This is a genomic window from Methylophilus sp. 'Pure River' (assembly GCF_046765995.1).
Lineage (GTDB): Bacteria > Pseudomonadota > Gammaproteobacteria > Burkholderiales > Methylophilaceae > Methylophilus.
The window spans coordinates 205,150-222,908 of sequence record NZ_JBKOUE010000002.1; the positions used below are offsets into that span (position 1 = coordinate 205,150).

19 protein-coding genes are annotated in these 17,759 nt (G+C 48.1%); 14 read left to right on the top strand and 5 right to left on the bottom strand.

Annotation, left to right across the window (positions count from 1 at the left end):
* Positions 1-146: 146 nt before the first annotated feature.
* The 3 genes from gyrB to dnaA form a co-directional block, all read right to left on the bottom strand.
* On the bottom strand, positions 147-2,552 hold the full coding sequence (gyrB, locus tag ACIDE9_RS03250) for a DNA topoisomerase (ATP-hydrolyzing) subunit B (RefSeq protein WP_411992667.1): 2,406 nt from the start codon (positions 2,550-2,552) through the stop codon (positions 147-149).
* 82 nt (positions 2,553-2,634) lie between these two features.
* A complete protein-coding gene (gene dnaN / locus ACIDE9_RS03255; protein WP_194752525.1) occupies positions 2,635-3,738 on the bottom strand; it encodes a DNA polymerase III subunit beta in 1,104 nt (367 codons plus the stop codon).
* Positions 3,739-3,994: 256 nt separating this feature from the next.
* Positions 3,995-5,410: a chromosomal replication initiator protein DnaA gene (dnaA, locus tag ACIDE9_RS03260; RefSeq protein ID WP_411992669.1), complete on the bottom strand. Its 1,416-nt coding sequence runs from the start codon at positions 5,408-5,410 to the stop codon at positions 3,995-3,997.
* Positions 5,411-5,735: 325 nt separating this feature from the next.
* On the opposite strand from dnaA, the gene rpmH reads away from it, so the two are divergent.
* Genes rpmH through mnmE form a run of 5 tightly spaced genes read left to right on the top strand, consistent with a single transcriptional unit; the run spans position 5,736 to position 9,432 of the window.
* Entirely contained in the window at positions 5,736-5,870 is a 135-nt protein-coding gene (gene rpmH / locus ACIDE9_RS03265) for a 50S ribosomal protein L34 (protein WP_018987191.1), read from the top strand.
* A 33-nt stretch (positions 5,871-5,903) separates the two neighbouring features.
* On the top strand, positions 5,904-6,248 hold the full coding sequence (rnpA, locus tag ACIDE9_RS03270; protein ID WP_411992672.1) for a ribonuclease P protein component: 345 nt from the start codon (positions 5,904-5,906) through the stop codon (positions 6,246-6,248).
* Between the two features lie 8 nt (positions 6,249-6,256).
* Entirely contained in the window at positions 6,257-6,466 is a 210-nt protein-coding gene (yidD, locus tag ACIDE9_RS03275; RefSeq protein ID WP_232410957.1) for a membrane protein insertion efficiency factor YidD, read from the top strand.
* A 19-nt stretch (positions 6,467-6,485) separates the two neighbouring features.
* Positions 6,486-8,084: a membrane protein insertase YidC gene (yidC, locus tag ACIDE9_RS03280; RefSeq protein WP_411992674.1), complete on the top strand. Its 1,599-nt coding sequence runs from the start codon at positions 6,486-6,488 to the stop codon at positions 8,082-8,084.
* Positions 8,047-9,432, top strand: a complete 1,386-nt coding sequence (gene mnmE / locus ACIDE9_RS03285; RefSeq protein WP_411992676.1) for a tRNA uridine-5-carboxymethylaminomethyl(34) synthesis GTPase MnmE — start codon at positions 8,047-8,049, stop codon at positions 9,430-9,432. Before yidC ends, mnmE begins: the two co-directional genes overlap by 38 nt.
* Positions 9,433-9,441: 9 nt before the next feature.
* On the opposite strand, the gene ACIDE9_RS03290 is transcribed toward mnmE, so the two are convergent.
* Positions 9,442-10,026, bottom strand: coding sequence for a cytochrome b/b6 domain-containing protein (locus tag ACIDE9_RS03290; RefSeq protein ID WP_411992678.1), 585 nt, complete (start codon positions 10,024-10,026; stop codon positions 9,442-9,444).
* A 5-nt stretch (positions 10,027-10,031) separates the two neighbouring features.
* Positions 10,032-10,466: a cytochrome c'' gene (gene cycA, locus ACIDE9_RS03295; protein WP_194742271.1), complete on the bottom strand. Its 435-nt coding sequence runs from the start codon at positions 10,464-10,466 to the stop codon at positions 10,032-10,034.
* Between the two features lie 229 nt (positions 10,467-10,695).
* On the opposite strand from cycA, the gene mnmG reads away from it, so the two are divergent.
* From mnmG to ACIDE9_RS03340, 9 genes are all read left to right on the top strand, one after another.
* A complete protein-coding gene (gene mnmG / locus ACIDE9_RS03300; protein ID WP_411992841.1) occupies positions 10,696-12,627 on the top strand; it encodes a tRNA uridine-5-carboxymethylaminomethyl(34) synthesis enzyme MnmG in 1,932 nt (643 codons plus the stop codon).
* The gene (gene rsmG, locus ACIDE9_RS03305) at positions 12,624-13,253 is read left to right on the top strand and encodes a 16S rRNA (guanine(527)-N(7))-methyltransferase RsmG (RefSeq protein ID WP_411992680.1); all 630 of its coding nucleotides are present in this window, start codon (positions 12,624-12,626) and stop codon (positions 13,251-13,253) included. The genes mnmG and rsmG overlap by 4 nt, the downstream gene beginning before the upstream one ends.
* Entirely contained in the window at positions 13,253-14,014 is a 762-nt protein-coding gene (locus ACIDE9_RS03310; protein ID WP_228519651.1) for a ParA family protein, read from the top strand. The genes rsmG and ACIDE9_RS03310 overlap by 1 nt, the downstream gene beginning before the upstream one ends.
* A 49-nt stretch (positions 14,015-14,063) precedes the next feature.
* Entirely contained in the window at positions 14,064-14,924 is an 861-nt protein-coding gene (locus ACIDE9_RS03315) for a ParB/RepB/Spo0J family partition protein (protein ID WP_411992682.1), read from the top strand.
* Positions 14,925-15,072: 148 nt separating this feature from the next.
* Positions 15,073-15,465: an ATP synthase subunit I gene (locus tag ACIDE9_RS03320; protein WP_194752518.1), complete on the top strand. Its 393-nt coding sequence runs from the start codon at positions 15,073-15,075 to the stop codon at positions 15,463-15,465.
* Between the two features lie 29 nt (positions 15,466-15,494).
* Positions 15,495-16,331 carry a F0F1 ATP synthase subunit A gene (gene atpB, locus ACIDE9_RS03325; RefSeq protein WP_194752517.1) on the top strand — a complete coding sequence of 279 codons (837 nt, stop codon included), beginning with the start codon at positions 15,495-15,497 and terminating at the stop codon, positions 16,329-16,331.
* 48 nt (positions 16,332-16,379) lie between these two features.
* Entirely contained in the window at positions 16,380-16,646 is a 267-nt protein-coding gene (gene atpE, locus ACIDE9_RS03330; RefSeq protein ID WP_018987204.1) for a F0F1 ATP synthase subunit C, read from the top strand.
* A gap of 78 nt (positions 16,647-16,724) precedes the next feature.
* Entirely contained in the window at positions 16,725-17,195 is a 471-nt protein-coding gene (locus ACIDE9_RS03335; protein ID WP_019880765.1) for a F0F1 ATP synthase subunit B, read from the top strand.
* A 17-nt stretch (positions 17,196-17,212) separates the two neighbouring features.
* A complete protein-coding gene (locus ACIDE9_RS03340) occupies positions 17,213-17,749 on the top strand; it encodes a F0F1 ATP synthase subunit delta (RefSeq protein ID WP_194752516.1) in 537 nt (178 codons plus the stop codon).
* Positions 17,750-17,759 lie beyond the last annotated feature (10 nt).

A 17,759-nucleotide genomic window follows, 5' to 3' on the forward strand; every position in this document is an offset into this window, starting at 1 on the left:
TTTTTAGCAACCCAAATTTTTTAAAAGATTTTATATCCATCATTTTCAAAAAATTCGCACAACTGAGTTTTCACAATTGTGCGAAAGTTTTCACTATTTCTGCGAACCTACAAAAGTTTTCACTATTTCTGCGAACCTACATTTCGTTAAACATCCAGTGAGCTGACACTGAGCGCATTGCTTTCGATAAACGCGCGGCGCGGTTCCACGTTATCCCCCATCAGTGTCGTGAAGATTTCATCGGCACCGATGGCATCTTCAATTTGCACTTTAAGCAGGCGGCGCACAGTTGGGTCCATGGTGGTTTCCCACAATTGCTCCGGGTTCATCTCGCCCAAGCCTTTGTAACGCTGAATATTCAGGTTATGTTTGGCTTCGCCCAGCAACCAGTCCAGTGCCTGTTTGAAGGTGCTGACTTTTTGCTCTTTCTCGCCGCGCTTGATCAATGCGCCCTCGCCCAACAGGTTGTTGACCATATTTGAGGTACGGTTGATCTGGCGGTAATCGCCGCTGCTGAGAAACTCGGCATCAATCACGCAGCTTTGCAGGTTGCCATGCACGTATTTGTTCACTTCCAGGCGGTAGGCGCTGGTTTCTGTGTCCTGTGCCACGATGACTTCTGAACCAACCGCACCCAGGATAGGACGCAGTTTTTCAGCAGCAGTGTTGGCTGCAGACTCTGTGCTCAAATCCAGGTCACCTAAATCCTGGATCGCGCGTAACACGCTTTCGTCATACAGGTTGGCGATACGGCGGATCACGGCTTCTGTCAGCACCATTTGTTTGGCGATGCTGGTCAGGGCGTCGTCTTTCAGGATGTCGCCGCCTTCTTTGGTCACCAGCACGGCATCACGCAGGGCTGAGTTAAGCAGGTATTCATCCAGCTCGTGTTCGTCTTTGAGGTAGCGCTCGTCGCGGCCTTGTTTGACTTTATACAGCGGTGGTTGCGCAATGTAGATATGGCCGTTTTCGACCAGCTCTGGCATTTGGCGGTAGAAGAACGTCAGTAACAAGGTACGGATGTGGGCACCGTCGACGTCCGCATCGGTCATGATGATAATGCGGTGATAACGCAGTTTTTCCAGGTTGAAGTCGTCTTTGCCGATGCCGGTGCCCATGGCAGTGATCAGCGTGGCAATTTCTTGTGAACCCAGCAGTTTGTCAAAACGCGCTTTTTCCACGTTAAGAATCTTACCCTTCAAAGGTAAAATCGCCTGGAACTTACGGTCACGTCCTTGTTTGGCTGAACCACCCGCAGAGTCACCCTCGACCAAGTAGAGTTCGCTCAAGGCTGGATTTTTTTCCTGGCAATCAGCCAGTTTACCTGGCAGGCCCATGGTGTCCATCACGCCTTTACGGCGGGTGATTTCACGCGCTTTACGTGCCGCTTCACGCGCACGCGCCGCTTCTACAATTTTGCCACAAACAATTTTGGCATCGACCGGGTTTTCTTCCAGAAACTCTGCCAGTTTGGCCGCCACAATCTCAGACACCACTGGCTGCACTTCGCTGGACACCAGTTTGTCTTTGGTCTGTGAGGAGAATTTGGGATCAGGCACTTTAACAGACAGCACGCAGGTAATGCCTTCGCGCATATCGTCACCAGTAGTCTCGACCTTGGCTTTTTTAGCGAATTCGTTTTGCTCAATATACTGATTCAAGGTACGCGTCATCGCGGTACGCAAACCCGTCAAATGCGTGCCGCCATCGCGTTGCGGAATGTTGTTGGTAAAGCACTGTACCGATTCAGAGTAACTATCGTTCCATTGCATCGCCACTTCAACCGTCATATTGTCTTTTTCGCTGATGGCATAAAACACTTTTGGATGCAGCACCGTTTTAGTACGGTTCATGTATTCCACAAAACCTTTGATACCGCCACTAAAGGCGAAGTTTTCAGACTTGCCTGTGCGTTGGTCGATCAACTCGATCTTCACGCCATTATTCAGGAAAGACAGTTCACGGATACGCTTGGCCAGAATTTCAAAGTGATATTCAACCAGGGTAAATGTTTCAACCGATGCCAGGAAATGGACTTCCGTGCCTTTTTTGTCGGTAGTACCAGTGATGGTTAAAGGGGCTTGTGGCACGCCGCGATGGAATTCCATCTGGTGCACTTGGCCCTTGCGGTAAATTTTCAGTCTCAGCCAGTCAGACAAGGCATTCACTACAGACACACCCACACCGTGCAAACCACCAGAGACTTTGTAAGAATTCTGGTCAAACTTACCACCGGCATGCAGCTCGGTCATGACGATTTCAGCCGCAGAGCGTTTAGGTTCGTGTTTGTCGTCTTCTTTGATATCGGTAGGAATACCGCGACCGTTATCAGAAATACTGATGGAGTTATCCGGATGGATAATCACTTTAATATCGTCACAGTGGCCTGCCAGTGCTTCGTCAATCGCATTATCGAGCACTTCGAATACCATATGGTGCAAACCAGAACCATCTGACGTGTCACCGATGTACATGCCGGGACGTTTACGTACTGCGTCCAAACCTTCCAAAATCTTGATACTGTCTGAGTTATATTCTTGTGGCTGTGCCATAACAAAAGTTTCTTTAAATGAGATTTAAAAGTCCAACATTATCCATGCCAGGCGTGTTTCACGTGAAACACGGGTGCAGGCATTATATGCGCATTGGCATCACAACGTATTTATAGTTGGCATCGCTGGCCGCCGTGATCAGGCAGCTGCTGTTAGCATCGGCAAATGCAAACTCAATTTGCTCATCGCCAAGGTTATTCAGCACATCAATCAGGTAGGTGACATTAAAACCAATATCCAGCGCAACCTGGCTGTAATCAATTTCCAGTTCTTCTTCCGCTTCTTCCTGCTCAGTGTTAGTACTAATCAACTTAAGCAGGCCTTGTGTGATCACCATGCGAATACTACGGTATTTTTCATTGGACAAAATCGAAGCCCGTTGTAAGGCACTCAAAATTGCCACACGGTTCACCATAAATGTATTTTGATGTCCGGTTGGGATCACTCTGTTGTAGTCGGGGAACTTGCCGTCAATCACTTTGCTGATCAGTTGAATATCACCAAACTCAAAGCTGACCTGGCCATTGAGTAAATCAATGACAACAGGTGTTTCAGATTGCTCATCCAGCAACTTGGTCAGCTCCAGCACAGTTTTACGTGGCAGGATCACTTCCGTTTTTTCAAAGCTCTGATCCAGCGTGGTATTGGTATAGCTCAAACGATGGCCATCCGTGCCCACGACGTGCAACTGGTTGCCATTCACTTCCAGCAGTAAGCCGTTGAGGTAATAACGGATATCTTGCTGCGCCATGGCAAATTCAACCTGTTTCAGCAAGCGCTTGAGCTCTGATTGCGCCAGGCTGAAACTAATGTTCTGGCCACTGGCTTTACTCATCAAAGGATAATCCGCGGCTGGCAAGGTTTGCAGGTTAAAGCGGCTCTTGCCTGCCTTGAGCGTGATGCGGTTGTCCTGGTTATTCATTTCAATAGATGCGCTATCTGGCAATGAGCGACAAATATCCAGCAATTTTTTAGCAGAGATCGTTGTACTTAATTCGCCCTCTACCCCGCCATTCACTTTCAGCGAAATCTGCATTTCCAGATCAGTGGCTGTCAGATGCATTTCCTGCTGCTTGATGTTCACCAGCAGATTAGAAAGGATAGGCAATGTATGTCTGCGCTCTACGATGCCAGTAACACTATTAAGGGGTTTAAGCAAAACCTCACGGTTGATTTTGATTTGCATGGCCTGACCTGATTAATAACTTTATTTCAATATATAAAAGATAAGACTAATAGTAATGTGCAACTTTTTTGTGGGTAAGTCTAAAAAATAATTTAATTCAAAGACTTACAAACATTTTAGCTTGTGCATAAATTGCGGTTTAAACATGCATTATTTGTGGCTGATATTGTAAACTGATTTTATCCAGTCTATACGCAATATTTAAACACACGTCATTCTCAACTTATCCACAGCTTATTTTGTTAAATTTTTTTTGCTAGTCACGAATGACCTGTGTCAGCAAACCAATATCTCGCGCTAATGTCTGGTCATTTAAGCGTAATTGTTCAATTTCTTCACAGGCATGCATCACGGTCGTGTGATGGCGCCCGCCAAACGCTTCACCGATCTCCGGGAAACTATGATTGGTCAGTTCACGTGCCAGTGACATTGCGACCTGGCGCGGCCTGGCCACATTACGTGAACGTTTTTTGCTAAACATGTCGCTGACTTTAATCTTATAGTAGTCAGCGACGGTTTTCTGGATGTTTTCAATCGTGATCTGGCGGCCGCGCACAGCGATCAGGTCGCGCAAGGCGTCTTTGGCCAGGTGGACATCAATGGCGTGGCCAGTAAAGTTGGCCATGGCAATAATACGGTTCAGTGCACCTTCAAGTTCACGTACGCTGGAGCGAATTTGCTTGGCAACAAAGAAAGCCACATCTTCATGCAGGTTGATTTTGAGGTTTTCGGCTTTTTTGCGCAAAATCGCAACGCGCATTTCAAGCTCTGGCGGTTCAACGGCCACGGTCAGGCCCCAGCTAAAACGCGTGCGCAGGCGCTCATCCATGTCTGCGATCTCTTTAGGATAAGTATCGCAAGTAATGACAATTTGCTTTTTTTCTTCAATCAGCGTGTTAAACGCGTAGAAAAACTCTTCCTGGGTGCGGGTTTTTTTGGCAAAGAACTGAATATCATCAATCAGTAATAAATCGAGAGAGTGATATTGCTGCTTGAACTCGTCAAACGCTTTGTTTTCGTAAGCTTTCACCACGTCAGACACATAACGTTCAGCGTGCAGGTAGCGTATATTGGCTTCTGGCTTGGCTTTTTTCAGCTCATTGCCAATTGCCTGCAACAAATGGGTTTTGCCCAAGCCCACGCCACCATAAATAAACAAGGGGTTATACGCCTGACCTGGATTGCCTGCTACTTGAATCGCTGCAGCACGTGCCAACTGGTTGGCACGGCCGGTGACGTAGTTATCAAACAGGAAACTGTCATTCAAGCCACTGCTTTTCTCTGATTTGAGATGTTTGGCCGGCGCGCGGTTGCTCACTGGTTTTTTATCAATAACCCTGGTGGTTTGAGTGGCAGCAGCTACCACTGCTTCTACTGGAGATTGCGCAGTGGGAGTAGCTTTAACCGCAGGGGTGCTTGGTGCAGGTGCAGCCTGCTCACTGGTATCTACGATCAGTTCAACGACGGCAGTGGGAGATAATTCGGTAGCAATGGTGGCAATGCGGGTAAAAAACTTGCTTTTAACCCACTGCATGACAAATTTATTAGGCGCGACAATCTGCACCGCCTCACCATTGACGCGTGCTTTGAGGGGTTTAATCCAGGTATTGTATTGTTGTGCAGAAAGTTCTTTTTCGAACTTGAGCAAACAATAAGCCCAAAAATTTTCCATTGCTCCAGTGCTTTTTAAAAGTGCCAGCAAAAAGTCAGCCCGTTTCCGTGTTTCAGGCGCTGTTTGCGTTTATTCGTTATAATTGCCGGGAAGAGTGGCAGAAGACGTGGTCGTGTGGCGATTATCACCTTGACCTGTTGCAGACATTCTAAACGTTTTGACCTGAGTTATCCACAGCCATGGCCTATAAAAAAATAAAAAAAATCATTGACATAAGGTTGCGATTTGCTGTTTAATTAAGGGTTTTTGAAATCGGCAAATATTCACTGTTAAATCAGCGTTGCCGGATTAGAGTTTAATTGCCACTTTTGGCAGGAGTTTAATAATGAAACGTACCTATCAACCATCCAAAACCCGTCGTGCACGTACCCATGGCTTTCTGGTACGCATGAAAACCAAAGGTGGCCGTGCAGTGATTGCTGCTCGTCGCGCTAAAGGTCGTAAACGTCTGGGTCTGTAATCCCTGACGGATGCATTGCTTGAAACTCAATGCATGACATTGTACAAGCTAAAAAAAACGGATGAATTTTCATCCGTTTTTAGTTTCAGGAAACGGTTTTATGGTGAATGGCTGTTTGCCAACATCATGCCTAACCAGCAAGACCATCATCGCTACGGTTTGGTCGTGTCGAAAAAAGTCGCCAAACTGGCGGTCAAGCGCAACTATATGAAGCGCGTTTTGCGAGAATTGTTGCGGGCACAACCCTCTCTGGCCAGTCATGGCTTTGATGTTGTGTTACAAGTACGCAAGGCTTTTCAACACGAAGATTTTCCGGCCATACAACGTGATTTGTCACAATTGCTGGCTAGACTGAAAAAAACTGCGCCCGTTTCTTAACGATACTGATGAAAACGATACTGATTACATTAGTGAAATGTTACCAGTGGGGCTTAAGCCCCTGGCTGGGCCGTCAGTGTCGTTTTCATCCAACCTGTTCACACTACGCCATTGAGGCATTACAACGCTATGGTGCCTGGCATGGTAGCCTGTTAGCTTTGCGCCGCATTGGCCGCTGTCATCCGTGGCATCCCGGTGGTGTGGATCCCCTTCCCTGACCTGTAAAAACGAAACCTTATGGATACTCGCCGTTTAATTCTGTTCGTGATCTTTTCCTTCTCAATTATGTTGTTATGGGACGCCTGGCAACAGCAACACGCGCCTGCGCCAGTTGCACAGCAAGAGGCGGTGCAAACTTCCCCTGCTGACAAACCACAGGAAAATGGTTTTAAACTCAGCCAGGGTTCACGCATCGCGGTGAAAACAGACCGTTATGCGGCAGTGATTGATACGGTTGGCGGTGATCTGCGTCAGTTGTCTTTGCTGGAACATAAAGCGGACGATAACTCGGGACCTTATGAGCTCATGAGTGATGCCAGTGCAGATAAGTTGTATGTGGCGCAAACCGGTTTAAAAGGCGATGGATTACCTACGCATTATGTAACGTTTACAGCGGCTGAGACCAATTACAGCCTGCAAGAAGGCCAGGACACATTGGAAGTGCGTTTAACTGCACCAGAAACCAATGGTGTGGCTGTGGATAAAGTGTATCGCTTCCACCGTGGCCAATACCTGATCGATGTACAGTATGAAATCAAAAACAACAGCGATAAAGCAATTTCACCGTCAGTGTATTACCAGATTATTCATGATAATGAGTCTAACCAGGGCTCTAAAATGATGCCGACGTTTACCGGTGGTGCTTATTTCACCGAAGCGGATAAATATAACAAGGTCAAATTTGATGAAATGGCCAAAAAAGATGTGTCGATTAATGCTAAAGATGGCTGGGTAGGCTTGGTACAACATTATTTTGTCAGTGCCTGGGTGCCGCAATCCACGGCTGAGCGTAAGTTCTACACGACCAAGCTGAGTGAACATGACTTCTCTATCGGTACCATTTTGCCTGTGGGTGAAATTGCTGCGGGTAGCAGTAAAACGGTAGATGCAAAACTGTTCAGTGGCCCACAAGCCCAAGAGGATTTGGAAGCTGCTGCGCCTGGCCTGGAATATGTGGTGGATTACGGCATTCTGACGGTGATTGCCAAACCATTGATGTGGTTGTTGACCCATATTCACGAACTGGTGAAAAACTGGGGTATTGCCATCATTGTGTTGACCATTCTGATCAAGGCTGCCTTCTTCAAGTTGTCTGCTTCCGGTTACCGCAATATGGCGCATTTGCGTGAAATTGCCCCACGCATGCAAGCGCTGAAAGACAAATTTGGCGATGACAAGCAAAAACTGCAGCAAGCGATGATGGAAATGTACCGTACCGAGAAGATCAACCCAATGGGTGGTTGCTTGCCTATCCTGGTGCAGATTCCAGTGTTCATTTCATTGTATTGGGTATTGCTGGGCTCAGTTGAGTTGCGCCATGCGCCATTTTTTGGCTGGATTCAGGATTTGTCAGCCACTGACCCCTACTTTGTATTGCCGGTGTTGATGGGCGCGACCATGATTATTCAAACCTTTTTGAATCCGCCACCAACCGACCCGATTCAAGCCAAAGTCATGAAAATCATGCCAGTGGCATTCAGTATTTTCTTCTTCTTCTTCCCTGCTGGCCTGGTGTTGTACTGGTTGGTGAACAACATTCTGTCTATCTGGCAGCAATGGGCGATCAACCGCATGATTCATGCTGAAGCTGTGGCAAAAAAAGGGCATGGCAAATAATCAGGCCGCTTTAACTACAGACACCATTGCCGCCATTGCGACCGCACCAGGCGCAGGCGGTATTGGTGTGGTGCGGGTATCTGGGCCGTTGGCTGCAGATATCGCTACACAAATCCTGGGCCACTGCCCTGCCCCGCGGCATGCGGCCTACCTGCCTTTCTTGCAAGCGGATACCACGTTAATTGACCGTGGTATCGCCATTTACTTCCCTAATCCACACTCCTACACCGGCGAAGATGTGCTTGAGCTGCAAGCCCATGGCGGTACTGCCTTGATGCAAATCTTGCTGGCGCGTTGCATAGAGTGTGGTGCGCGTCATGCGCAAGCCGGTGAGTTTACCCAGCGTGCGTATTTAAATGACAAACTCGACCTGGCGCAGGCAGAAGCGGTTGCGGACCTAATCAATGCGGCGACGGTAGAAGCTGCACGCAGTGCTGTGCGCTCGCTCTCGGGTGAGTTTTCACAAGCCATACAGACTTTGTTGCAGCAGTTAGTTGATTTGCGCATGTATGTTGAAGCTTGCCTGGATTTTCCTGAAGAAGAGATTGATTTTATTACCCAGGGCCGGGTGCTTGAAAAGCTACAGGCAAATCAAGCGGCCTTGCAGCATATTTTTCACCAAGCCAAGCAAGGTGTCTTGCTGCGTGAAGGCATCAATGTCGTACTCATTGGGCAACCTAATGTGGGTAAGTCTAGTTTGCTCAACGCCCTATCTGGCGAAGAGGTGGCTATTGTGACGCCGATTGCAGGGACCACGCGCGATACCATTAAGAGTGTGATCCAGATTGAAGGCGTGCCTTTGCATGTGATTGATACTGCAGGCTTGCGCGAGACTGAAGACACGGTTGAACAAGTAGGCATTGCTCGCACCTGGAAGGCGATAGAAACTGCGCATGTGGCGTTATTGCTCGTGGATAGCCAGCATGGCATTGGCGCGCAGGAAAAGGCCATTTTGCACAAATTACCGCCAGAAGTGAAAAAAGTTTGGGTGCATAACAAGATAGATGTTTCACGTGAAACATCGCGCATTGAAAAACACGAAAATGAGCAACACGTGTTTTTATCGGCCAAGACAGGCGATGGTATTGCCAGCCTGCAAAAAACGCTTCTGGAAATTGTGGGTTATCAGCCTGGTGGCGAAGGTGTGTTTATGGCCAGGGCGCGTCATTTACAAGCGCTAGAAGAAGTTGAGCAGCATCTGGATCAAGCCATGTTGCAAATGCATGCGGCTGAGTTGGTGGCAGAAGAGTTGCGTTGTGCGCAAGAGGCGCTGGGAACCATTACAGGTGAGTTCACCCCCGACGATTTACTAGGGGAAATTTTCAGCCGTTTTTGTATCGGTAAATAAAAACCCGCATTAGCGGGTTTTTTTTCTTGGGAATGGCGTATTGCGTTCATTAAAGCGCTCATCAATGCTGCACACACGCTTGCAGCCGGTAATCATGGCCCAGATCAGGTTGTCGTGATTAATAAAACTTTCAAAAATAACCCCGAATACATGCACCACCACCACTGCCAGCCAGGTCCAAGTGGCATAGTGATGTAGCACCTGGCTCATCTCGTCATCAATGATGCCCCAGCCATTGTTGTAAACGATACAACCGGAGCCAACAGTGATGATACCCAAGCCTAGCATGGCGTAAATGGCAATTGAGCCTGTTGGGTTGTGGCCAATGTAGTGTCGGGCTGTGCCTTTGAGTAGCTTGAATAGGTGTTTGACTGCCCACACCGGGTTCAGTGGAAAGCTGCGAAAGCTGCCGTAGCCGGTAGCAAGCAATCCCCAGATAATGCGCGCGACGATCAGTGTGCCAGCGACATACCCTGCATAAGCATGATGTAGGCGGTCCCACATGGAGGCGTGGGTATAAAATGCATACCCAAACGCCGCCACTAAAGACCAGTGGAAGATCCTGATGAAAGGATCCCAGACATACCGTAGCATTTAGATTATTTGCTAGGTTTGGTTTCTGTTAACAGATAAGCGATAAAGTTGGCTTTTTCTGAAGGTGAGCAATCTGCACCCAGAATGTCGTTACAGTGCTTGGTGAACTCATCTTCCACTTTATCAATGTCGGTAAAGCGCTTGGTGTTAACACGTGGTGCCAATGGTGGAATTTCTTTGTTAGTCACAATGTTTTTGCCCACGTTGGCTGGATTGTTGGTGTGGCAGGATGCACAAGCTGCTTCTTTACCGCTAGGTGTTTTGAACTTGCGGTTGAAGAAAATTTTACCGTCTGTAATAGAAGGTGCTTCATACATAGGATTAGCGGAGTGTGCAATGTTGGTGTACTTGTATACCAGTTTTTCGGCATTGGTCACATCAGCCATTGCGTGTACAGAAAACAAGACCCCGAATGTAGCAATAATTGTTTTGATTTTCATGGTAAGAGCTCCTTGGTTGTTTTAAAAAATTCTATTCTTTTTATGTTAAGTAAATATGGCCTGCTTGTAATTGATTTGTATTAAACCGTAATAATTTTGTATTAAGACCGTATCAATCCATATTAAAACATGGAACAAGTGTATCAAAGCAGCGAATTAAATGACCATTTGATTAGTTTACGCTAAAATCACAATTCTTTTTAAATCAAACAGTTCAAGATTCTTTATGATGGACTTTCCTGATCGATTCGATGTCATTGTGGTGGGTGGCGGCCATGCCGGTACCGAGGCTGCGCTGGCGGCCGCCCGTATGGGGCAGAAAACGCTGTTGTTAAGCCACAACATTGAAACATTGGGACAAATGTCCTGTAACCCTTCTATTGGCGGCATAGGTAAAGGTCACCTGGTGAAAGAGGTTGATGCCCTTGGTGGCGCTATGGCGGCGGCCACTGATGAGGGTGGCATACAGTTCCGTATCTTGAACTCCAGCAAAGGCCCGGCGGTTCGCGCGACGCGCGCCCAGGCTGATCGTATCCTGTATAAGGCCGCTATTCGCCACCGCCTGGAAAACCAGCCTAACCTGTGGCTGTTCCAGCAAGCGGTGGATGACATTATTCTGGAAGGTGATCGTGCTGCCGGTGTCGTTACGCAAATTGGCCTGCGTTTTTACGCAAAATCCGTTGTCTTGACGGCAGGTACGTTTTTGGGTGGCTTGGTGCATGTGGGTTTGCAAAACTATAGCGCTGGTCGCGCCGGAGATCCGCCAGCCATCTCGCTTGCTGCGCGCCTGCGTGAAATTGGCCTCCCGGCCGGGCGCTTGAAAACCGGCACCCCTCCACGTATTGATGGTCGTTCCATTGATTATAGTGTCATGACTGAGCAGCCTGGTGATACGCCAGTACCGGTATTTTCTTTTTTAGGTAATGCAGCACAACACCCGCAGCAATTACCTTGCTGGATTACCCATACCAATCAACAAACGCATGACATTATCCGCGGTGGTCTGGACCGCTCGCCTATGTACACCGGAGTGATTGAGGGTGTGGGGCCGCGTTATTGTCCCTCGGTAGAAGACAAAATTCATCGCTTTGCAGATAAGGAGTCCCATCAGGTATTTCTGGAGCCTGAGGGCCTAACCACACACGAAATTTATCCTAATGGTATTTCTACCAGTTTGCCATTTGATATTCAGTTGGCGTTGGTGCGCTCTATTCGTGGTTTGGAGAATGCGCATATCTTGCGCCCCGGATACGCTATTGAATACGACTATTATGACCCTAGAGGCTTGAAGTCGACTCTTGAAACAAAAACTGTGCGTGGCTTGTTTTTTGCCGGGCAAATTAATGGTACTACGGGTTATGAAGAGGCTGCTGCGCAGGGTTTGCTCGCAGGGGCAAATGCCGCACTATTTGCGCAGGACAAAGAAGGCTGGTGCCCTTCGCGCGAACAAGCTTACCTTGGGGTGCTGGTGGATGACTTGATTACCACAGGAGTGAATGAGCCTTACCGTATGTTTACCAGCCGCGCAGAATATCGTTTACAGTTGCGTGAAGATAATGCCGATATGCGTCTGACGGAAAAAGGCCGCGAGCTTGGCTTGGTCGATGATGTGCGTTGGGAAGCGTTCTGTAAAAAACAGGAAGCGGTTGCGCGTGAACAAGCCAGGTTGAAACGTACATTCTTGCAGCCGGATAATGGCCAACCCGCAGGACAACATACAATTGTTTCACGTGAAACACAGGTCGCTGTTTTTGGTAAGCCTTTGGAGCATGAGTATTCATTGTTCGAATTATTGCGTCGGCCGGAAATTGCCTATCAGTCACTGTTGGACTTGGTGCCTGCTCCAGAGGTGTTGGCTGAGGATGTATTGGAGCAAGTAGAAATCGCAGCCAAGTATCAAGGTTATATTGATAGGCAGAATGAAGAAATCTCGCGCCAGAAAAATAGTGAGAATATCAAACTGGGGGATGCGATCGATTACAACGATGTGCATGGCCTGAGTAATGAGGCGCGCCAGAAATTATTAGCACAAAAACCGGAAACGATAGGTCAGGCTAGCCGCATACAAGGCATTACGCCGGCGACGATTTCACTGTTGTTGGTTTATCTCAAGCGTAAACATAAAAAGCAAAGCCAGTCTGGCGATATTGCAGCCGCATGATGGATGATTTGTTGCCGCAATTAGCCGCCGGAGTGGAGGCGCTTGGTTTACAATCTATAGTGACGCCGGAAAAGCAGCTGCAGTGTCTCGCTTATCTGGCGTTGCTGCAAAAATGGAATAAAGTCTACAACCTGACAGCCGTGCGCGATCCGCAAGAAATGCTGGTGTTGCATTTGCTGGATAGTTTGAGTGTGTTGCCTTATATTCAGCCGGGAAATCTGCTGGATGTGGGTAGCGGTGGTGGTTTACCTGGACTGGTAGTGGCGATTACACGACCGGATGTAGCGGTGACTACTATCGATACAGTGCAGAAAAAAGCGATTTTCATGCGTCAGGTAAAGGCTGAGTTGGGTTTGTCGAATGCGCAGGTGGTGCATGGTCGGGTGGAGGCTTATCAACCACCCTCGCCTTTTACGCAGATTGTCTCGCGTGCTTTTTCTGATATTGCTTTGTTTAAGCAGTTGACGACGCATTTGATCGCGCCGCATGGCCGTTGGTTGGCGATGAAGGGGGTGGTGCCAACCGATGAGCTGCAACAGGCTGCGGTGTTGCCCACAGAGGTCATCCGTTTGCAGGTGCCAAACCTGCAGGCAGAACGGCATTTAATTGTGTTTGAGAATACATAATGAAAATAATCGCAATCACCAACCAAAAAGGTGGCGTTGGTAAAACGACCACTTGCGTCAATCTGGCTGCCAGCCTGGCAGAGCATGGTAAAAAAGTATTGTTGGTTGATTTGGATCCGCAAGGTAATGCCAGTACAGGCAGTGGCGTTGACAAAACGCATTTAAAGGACAGTATTTACCAGGTGCTCATCGGCAATAAAACCATGCAAGAGGTAATCGTGCATGCTGAGGCTGCCAAGTTTGATGTCGCCCCGTCTAATCGTGACCTGGCAGGGGCTGAGGTTGAGTTGGTGAATGAAATGGCGCGTGAAACACGTTTGAAGAATGCCATCCTTAAACTGGGCGATGACGCCTATGATTATGTATTGCTTGATTGCCCGCCGTCGCTGAATTTGGTGACGGTGAATGCTTTAACTGCCGCCCATTCGGTGATGATTCCGATGCAGTGCGAGTACTACGCACTGGAGGGTTTGTCAGACCTGGTCAATACTGTCAAGAAAGTGCGTGCTCACTTAAATCCGGTACTGGAGATAGAAGGTTTGTTGCGGACCATGTTCGATAACCGCAATATGCTGGCGCAGCAGGTATCGGCACAACTGGTCAGCCATTTTGGTAAAAAGGTATATCAAACCATCGTACCGAGAAATGTGCGGCTGGCGGAGGCGCCAAGTTATGGCATGCCGGTATTGCTGTATGATCGCTCCTCCAAAGGTGCGCAGGCTTATTTGGAGCTGGCGCAGGAAATCATCCAGAAGAATTAATTGTCGATCAGCGACGTTTTTAGAGACTCATTGAAGAGGAAGTAGCAGTATGGTGAAGCCCAAAGGACTTGGACGCGGACTCGACGCATTGTTGTCAGGTGATACGGAAACGATCGCCCAGTCGGATACTTTGCGTACCCTCCCCGTTGATCAGTTGCAGCCGGGTAAGTATCAGCCGCGTTCTTATATGAACGAGGACGCATTGCAAACACTGGCAGACTCGATCGCGGCACAAGGCATCATGCAGCCTATCCTGGTGCGCGAAATTGCGGCCGAGAAATTTGAAATTATTGCCGGTGAGCGTCGCTGGCGTGCTTCGCAAAAAGCCGGGCTCACTGAAGTGCCGGTATTGGTGCGTGAGATCGCTGACGAAGCCGCCTTGGCGATGGCCTTGATCGAAAACATCCAACGTGAAGACCTTAATCCCCTAGAGGAAGCCATGGGGATCAAGCGCCTGATTGATGAGTTTGATATGACGCATGAAAAGGCAGCAGAAGCTGTGGGCCGTTCACGTGTGGCGGTGTCTAATTTGCTGCGCCTGCTCACGCTGACGCCTATGGTGCAAGACATGCTGCTGGATAACCAGATTGATATGGGTCATGCCAGGGCGTTGGTAGGTAGTGAGCCAGCACAACAAATTTTGCTGGCCAATAAAGTGGTGCAGGATGGTTTGTCTGTGCGTGAGGTGGAGCGCTTGATTCAATCAGAGCCCGCTACAGGTAAAAAGGCCAAGCCAGCCGTGCATCCCGATGTCGCTTCCTTGCAAAATCAACTCAGCGAACAATTGGGTGCCGATGTGGTGATTAGTAGTAAAGCTAGTGGTGCTGGGGTGTTAAAGTTGAGCTTTTCTAATCTTGATCAATTGGATGATTGGATAGCGAAACTGACCGATAATCGCCTGAAATCGTAAGTTAAATTGCATGTAAGTGATCTGGAAGCGGATTTTTCCAGCACATTCAGACAGTTAAGTCCTGTTTGGTGCTTGACTTCGGCGAGTGAATAATTCAAAATCTCGCGTCTTTGTAGTATTTTGCCTTGAATTTTAGCGGTCTCACCCCATGAGTGGTCAACAAAACACTGCGGCTGGCATGTCGCTCTATAGCAATGTGCTGCGTTGGCAGCTCATGGCGACGGCGGCTGTCACGTTGATTGCCTATGCGGTTGGTGGTTTAACGGCTGCATTATCTGCATTCATGGGTGGTGTTTCTGTGGTGATCGGTGCATGGTTTGCAGCGAGAATTGCAGAAAAGGGTCGTTTAAAAACAGACCCCACTGCTGTATTGCTCAATTTACTCAAGGCAGAAGCAGTAAAAATATTGATCATCGCGATTATCCTGTTTGTGGTTTTCAAGCTGTATCAGGCATTGGTGCCTTTCGCACTCATTGCTGGCTTGGCGGCAGCGGCGCTTTTTTCTGGCGCGGCACTGGCAAAATCACAAGTGGATGTGTAGACACGTTAATTTAAAAATAGTTTGAAGATATGACAACTGAACACGCACAAAACGTAGAACTCACCCCTTCTGAATATATCGCGCACCATTTGAGCTTTAATGCTCAGGGCGTTAACGGCAACACTGCCTCTGAAGGCTTCTGGGTGTTGCACTACGACACCTTGTTGACTTCAGTTGTGCTGGGCTTGCTGGTGATGGGCTTAATCTGGTGGGTAGCACGTGGTGCAACCGCTGGTGTGCCAACAAAGCGCCAGGCTTTTGTTGAGTTGGTGTTTGGTTTTGTTGATGATCAAGTCAAAAACATTTTCCACGGTGACCGTCATTCCTTTATTGCCCCAACTGCCCTGACCGTGTTTATCTGGGTGCTGGCCATGAACTCCATGGACTTCCTGCCGGTCGACTGGGTCGCTTCTATTGTGTCATTCTTCGGTGGCGAACACGCAAAATGGCGTATCGTCCCTACTTCCGATATCAACACTACCTTTGCGCTGGCATTGGCGGTGTGGTTCCTGATGATTTTCTTCTCTATCAAGGCTAAAGGCCTGGGTGGCTGGATCCACGAACTGTTCTGTGCACCATTCGGCAGCAATCCGCTGGTATGGCCTGCCAACTTCCTGTTCAACCTGATTGAATACGTTTCAAAACCACTTTCTCACTCATTGCGTCTGTTCGGTAACATGTACGCCGGTGAAATCATCTTCTTGCTGTTGGGTATGTGGGCTGCCACAGGCCTGAGCGGAACCGTGTTTGGTGCCATTCTGGGAGCTGGCTGGTCTATTTTCCACATCCTGATTGTGGCATTGCAAGCGTTTATTTTCATGATGCTGACTGTGGTCTACCTGGCCATGGCGCATGAGTCACACTAGTTTTTAACTTTGTAGTTGTTTTTAATTCTTTATAAGAGAGGGTATTAAATGGAAGCATTAGCATTGATTCAAGCCTACACAGGCGTTGGTATCGGTTTGATCATTGGTTTGGGTGCCGCTGGCGCTTGTATCGGTATTGGTATCATGTGTGCAAGTTTCCTGGAAGGCGCTGCTCGCCAACCAGAAATGATCCCAGCCCTGCAAGGTAAAGTATTCCTGCTGTTGGGTCTGATCGACGCTTCTTTCATTATTGGTGTTGGTCTGGCAATGATGTTTGCATTTGCAAACCCATTGTTGAGCGTTGTTGCTAAGTAATTTTTACTCGGTAAATACCGCCCGGTAGGGTTTAAGTGTGACTTAAACCTTTCAACCAATCAGTATGATGGATCCAAAATGAATATTAATTTCACACTCATCGCGCAAGCTATCGCATTTGCAGTGTTGATCTGGTTCACGGTGAAATTCGTTTGGCCGCCGCTGTTAACAGCGATCGAAGCGCGCCAAAAGGAGATCGCAGATGGTTTGGCTGCTGCCCAGGAAGGCAAAAGTGCCCTGGAAGTGGCTGCCAAAAAATCTGAAACCACGCTGAACGAGGCCAAACAAAAGGCAACTGAGATCATTGGGCAAGCCGAAAAACGCGCCGCTCAAATCATTGATGAAGCTAAGGGTAACGCCAAAGCTGAAGGTGATCGCATTATTGCCGGTGCCAAAGCTGAAATCGATCAGGAAGTGAACCGTGCCAAAGAAGGTTTGCGCGCACAGGTTTCCACATTGGCCGTAGCCGGTGCTGAAAAAATCCTGCGTAAAGAGATTGACGCTAAAGCACACAGCGAAATGTTGGCTAAACTCGCTGCGGAACTTTAAGGTAAAAGGGATAAAACATGGCTGAACTCTCAACCATTGCAAGGCCTTATGCTGTCGCTGCCTACAAGCTGGGCAAAGAGAAAAAAGCATTGGCAAAATGGTCTGAAATGTTGGCATTGGCCGCGGCAGTCGCAGCAAATGACCAAATGAAAACCCTGATTGATGACCCTAAGCTGAATGCCGCTGATATTGAAGCCGCATTCCTCAAGGTTTGCGGCGACAATCTTACCGAGCATGGTCAAAATTTGATCAAGACCTTGGTTGAATATGGCCGTTTATCCTTATTGCCTGCCATTGCTGAAGCTTTTGAGGCTTTGAAAGCGCAAGATGAAGGCACCTTGGACGCACAAATCATTGCCGCTGCCAAAATCACGGCAACGCAAACTAAAGATTTGGTAAAACGTCTGGAAGCCAAGTTCGGCAAGAAAATTGAAGCAAGCGTTTCCGTAGATCCGGAAATCATCGGCGGCATCAAAATTATTGTTGGCGACACCGTTATCGACGCGTCTGTCCAAGGTCAGTTACAAAATTTAGCCTATACGCTCACAGCATAAGGCATAGGAG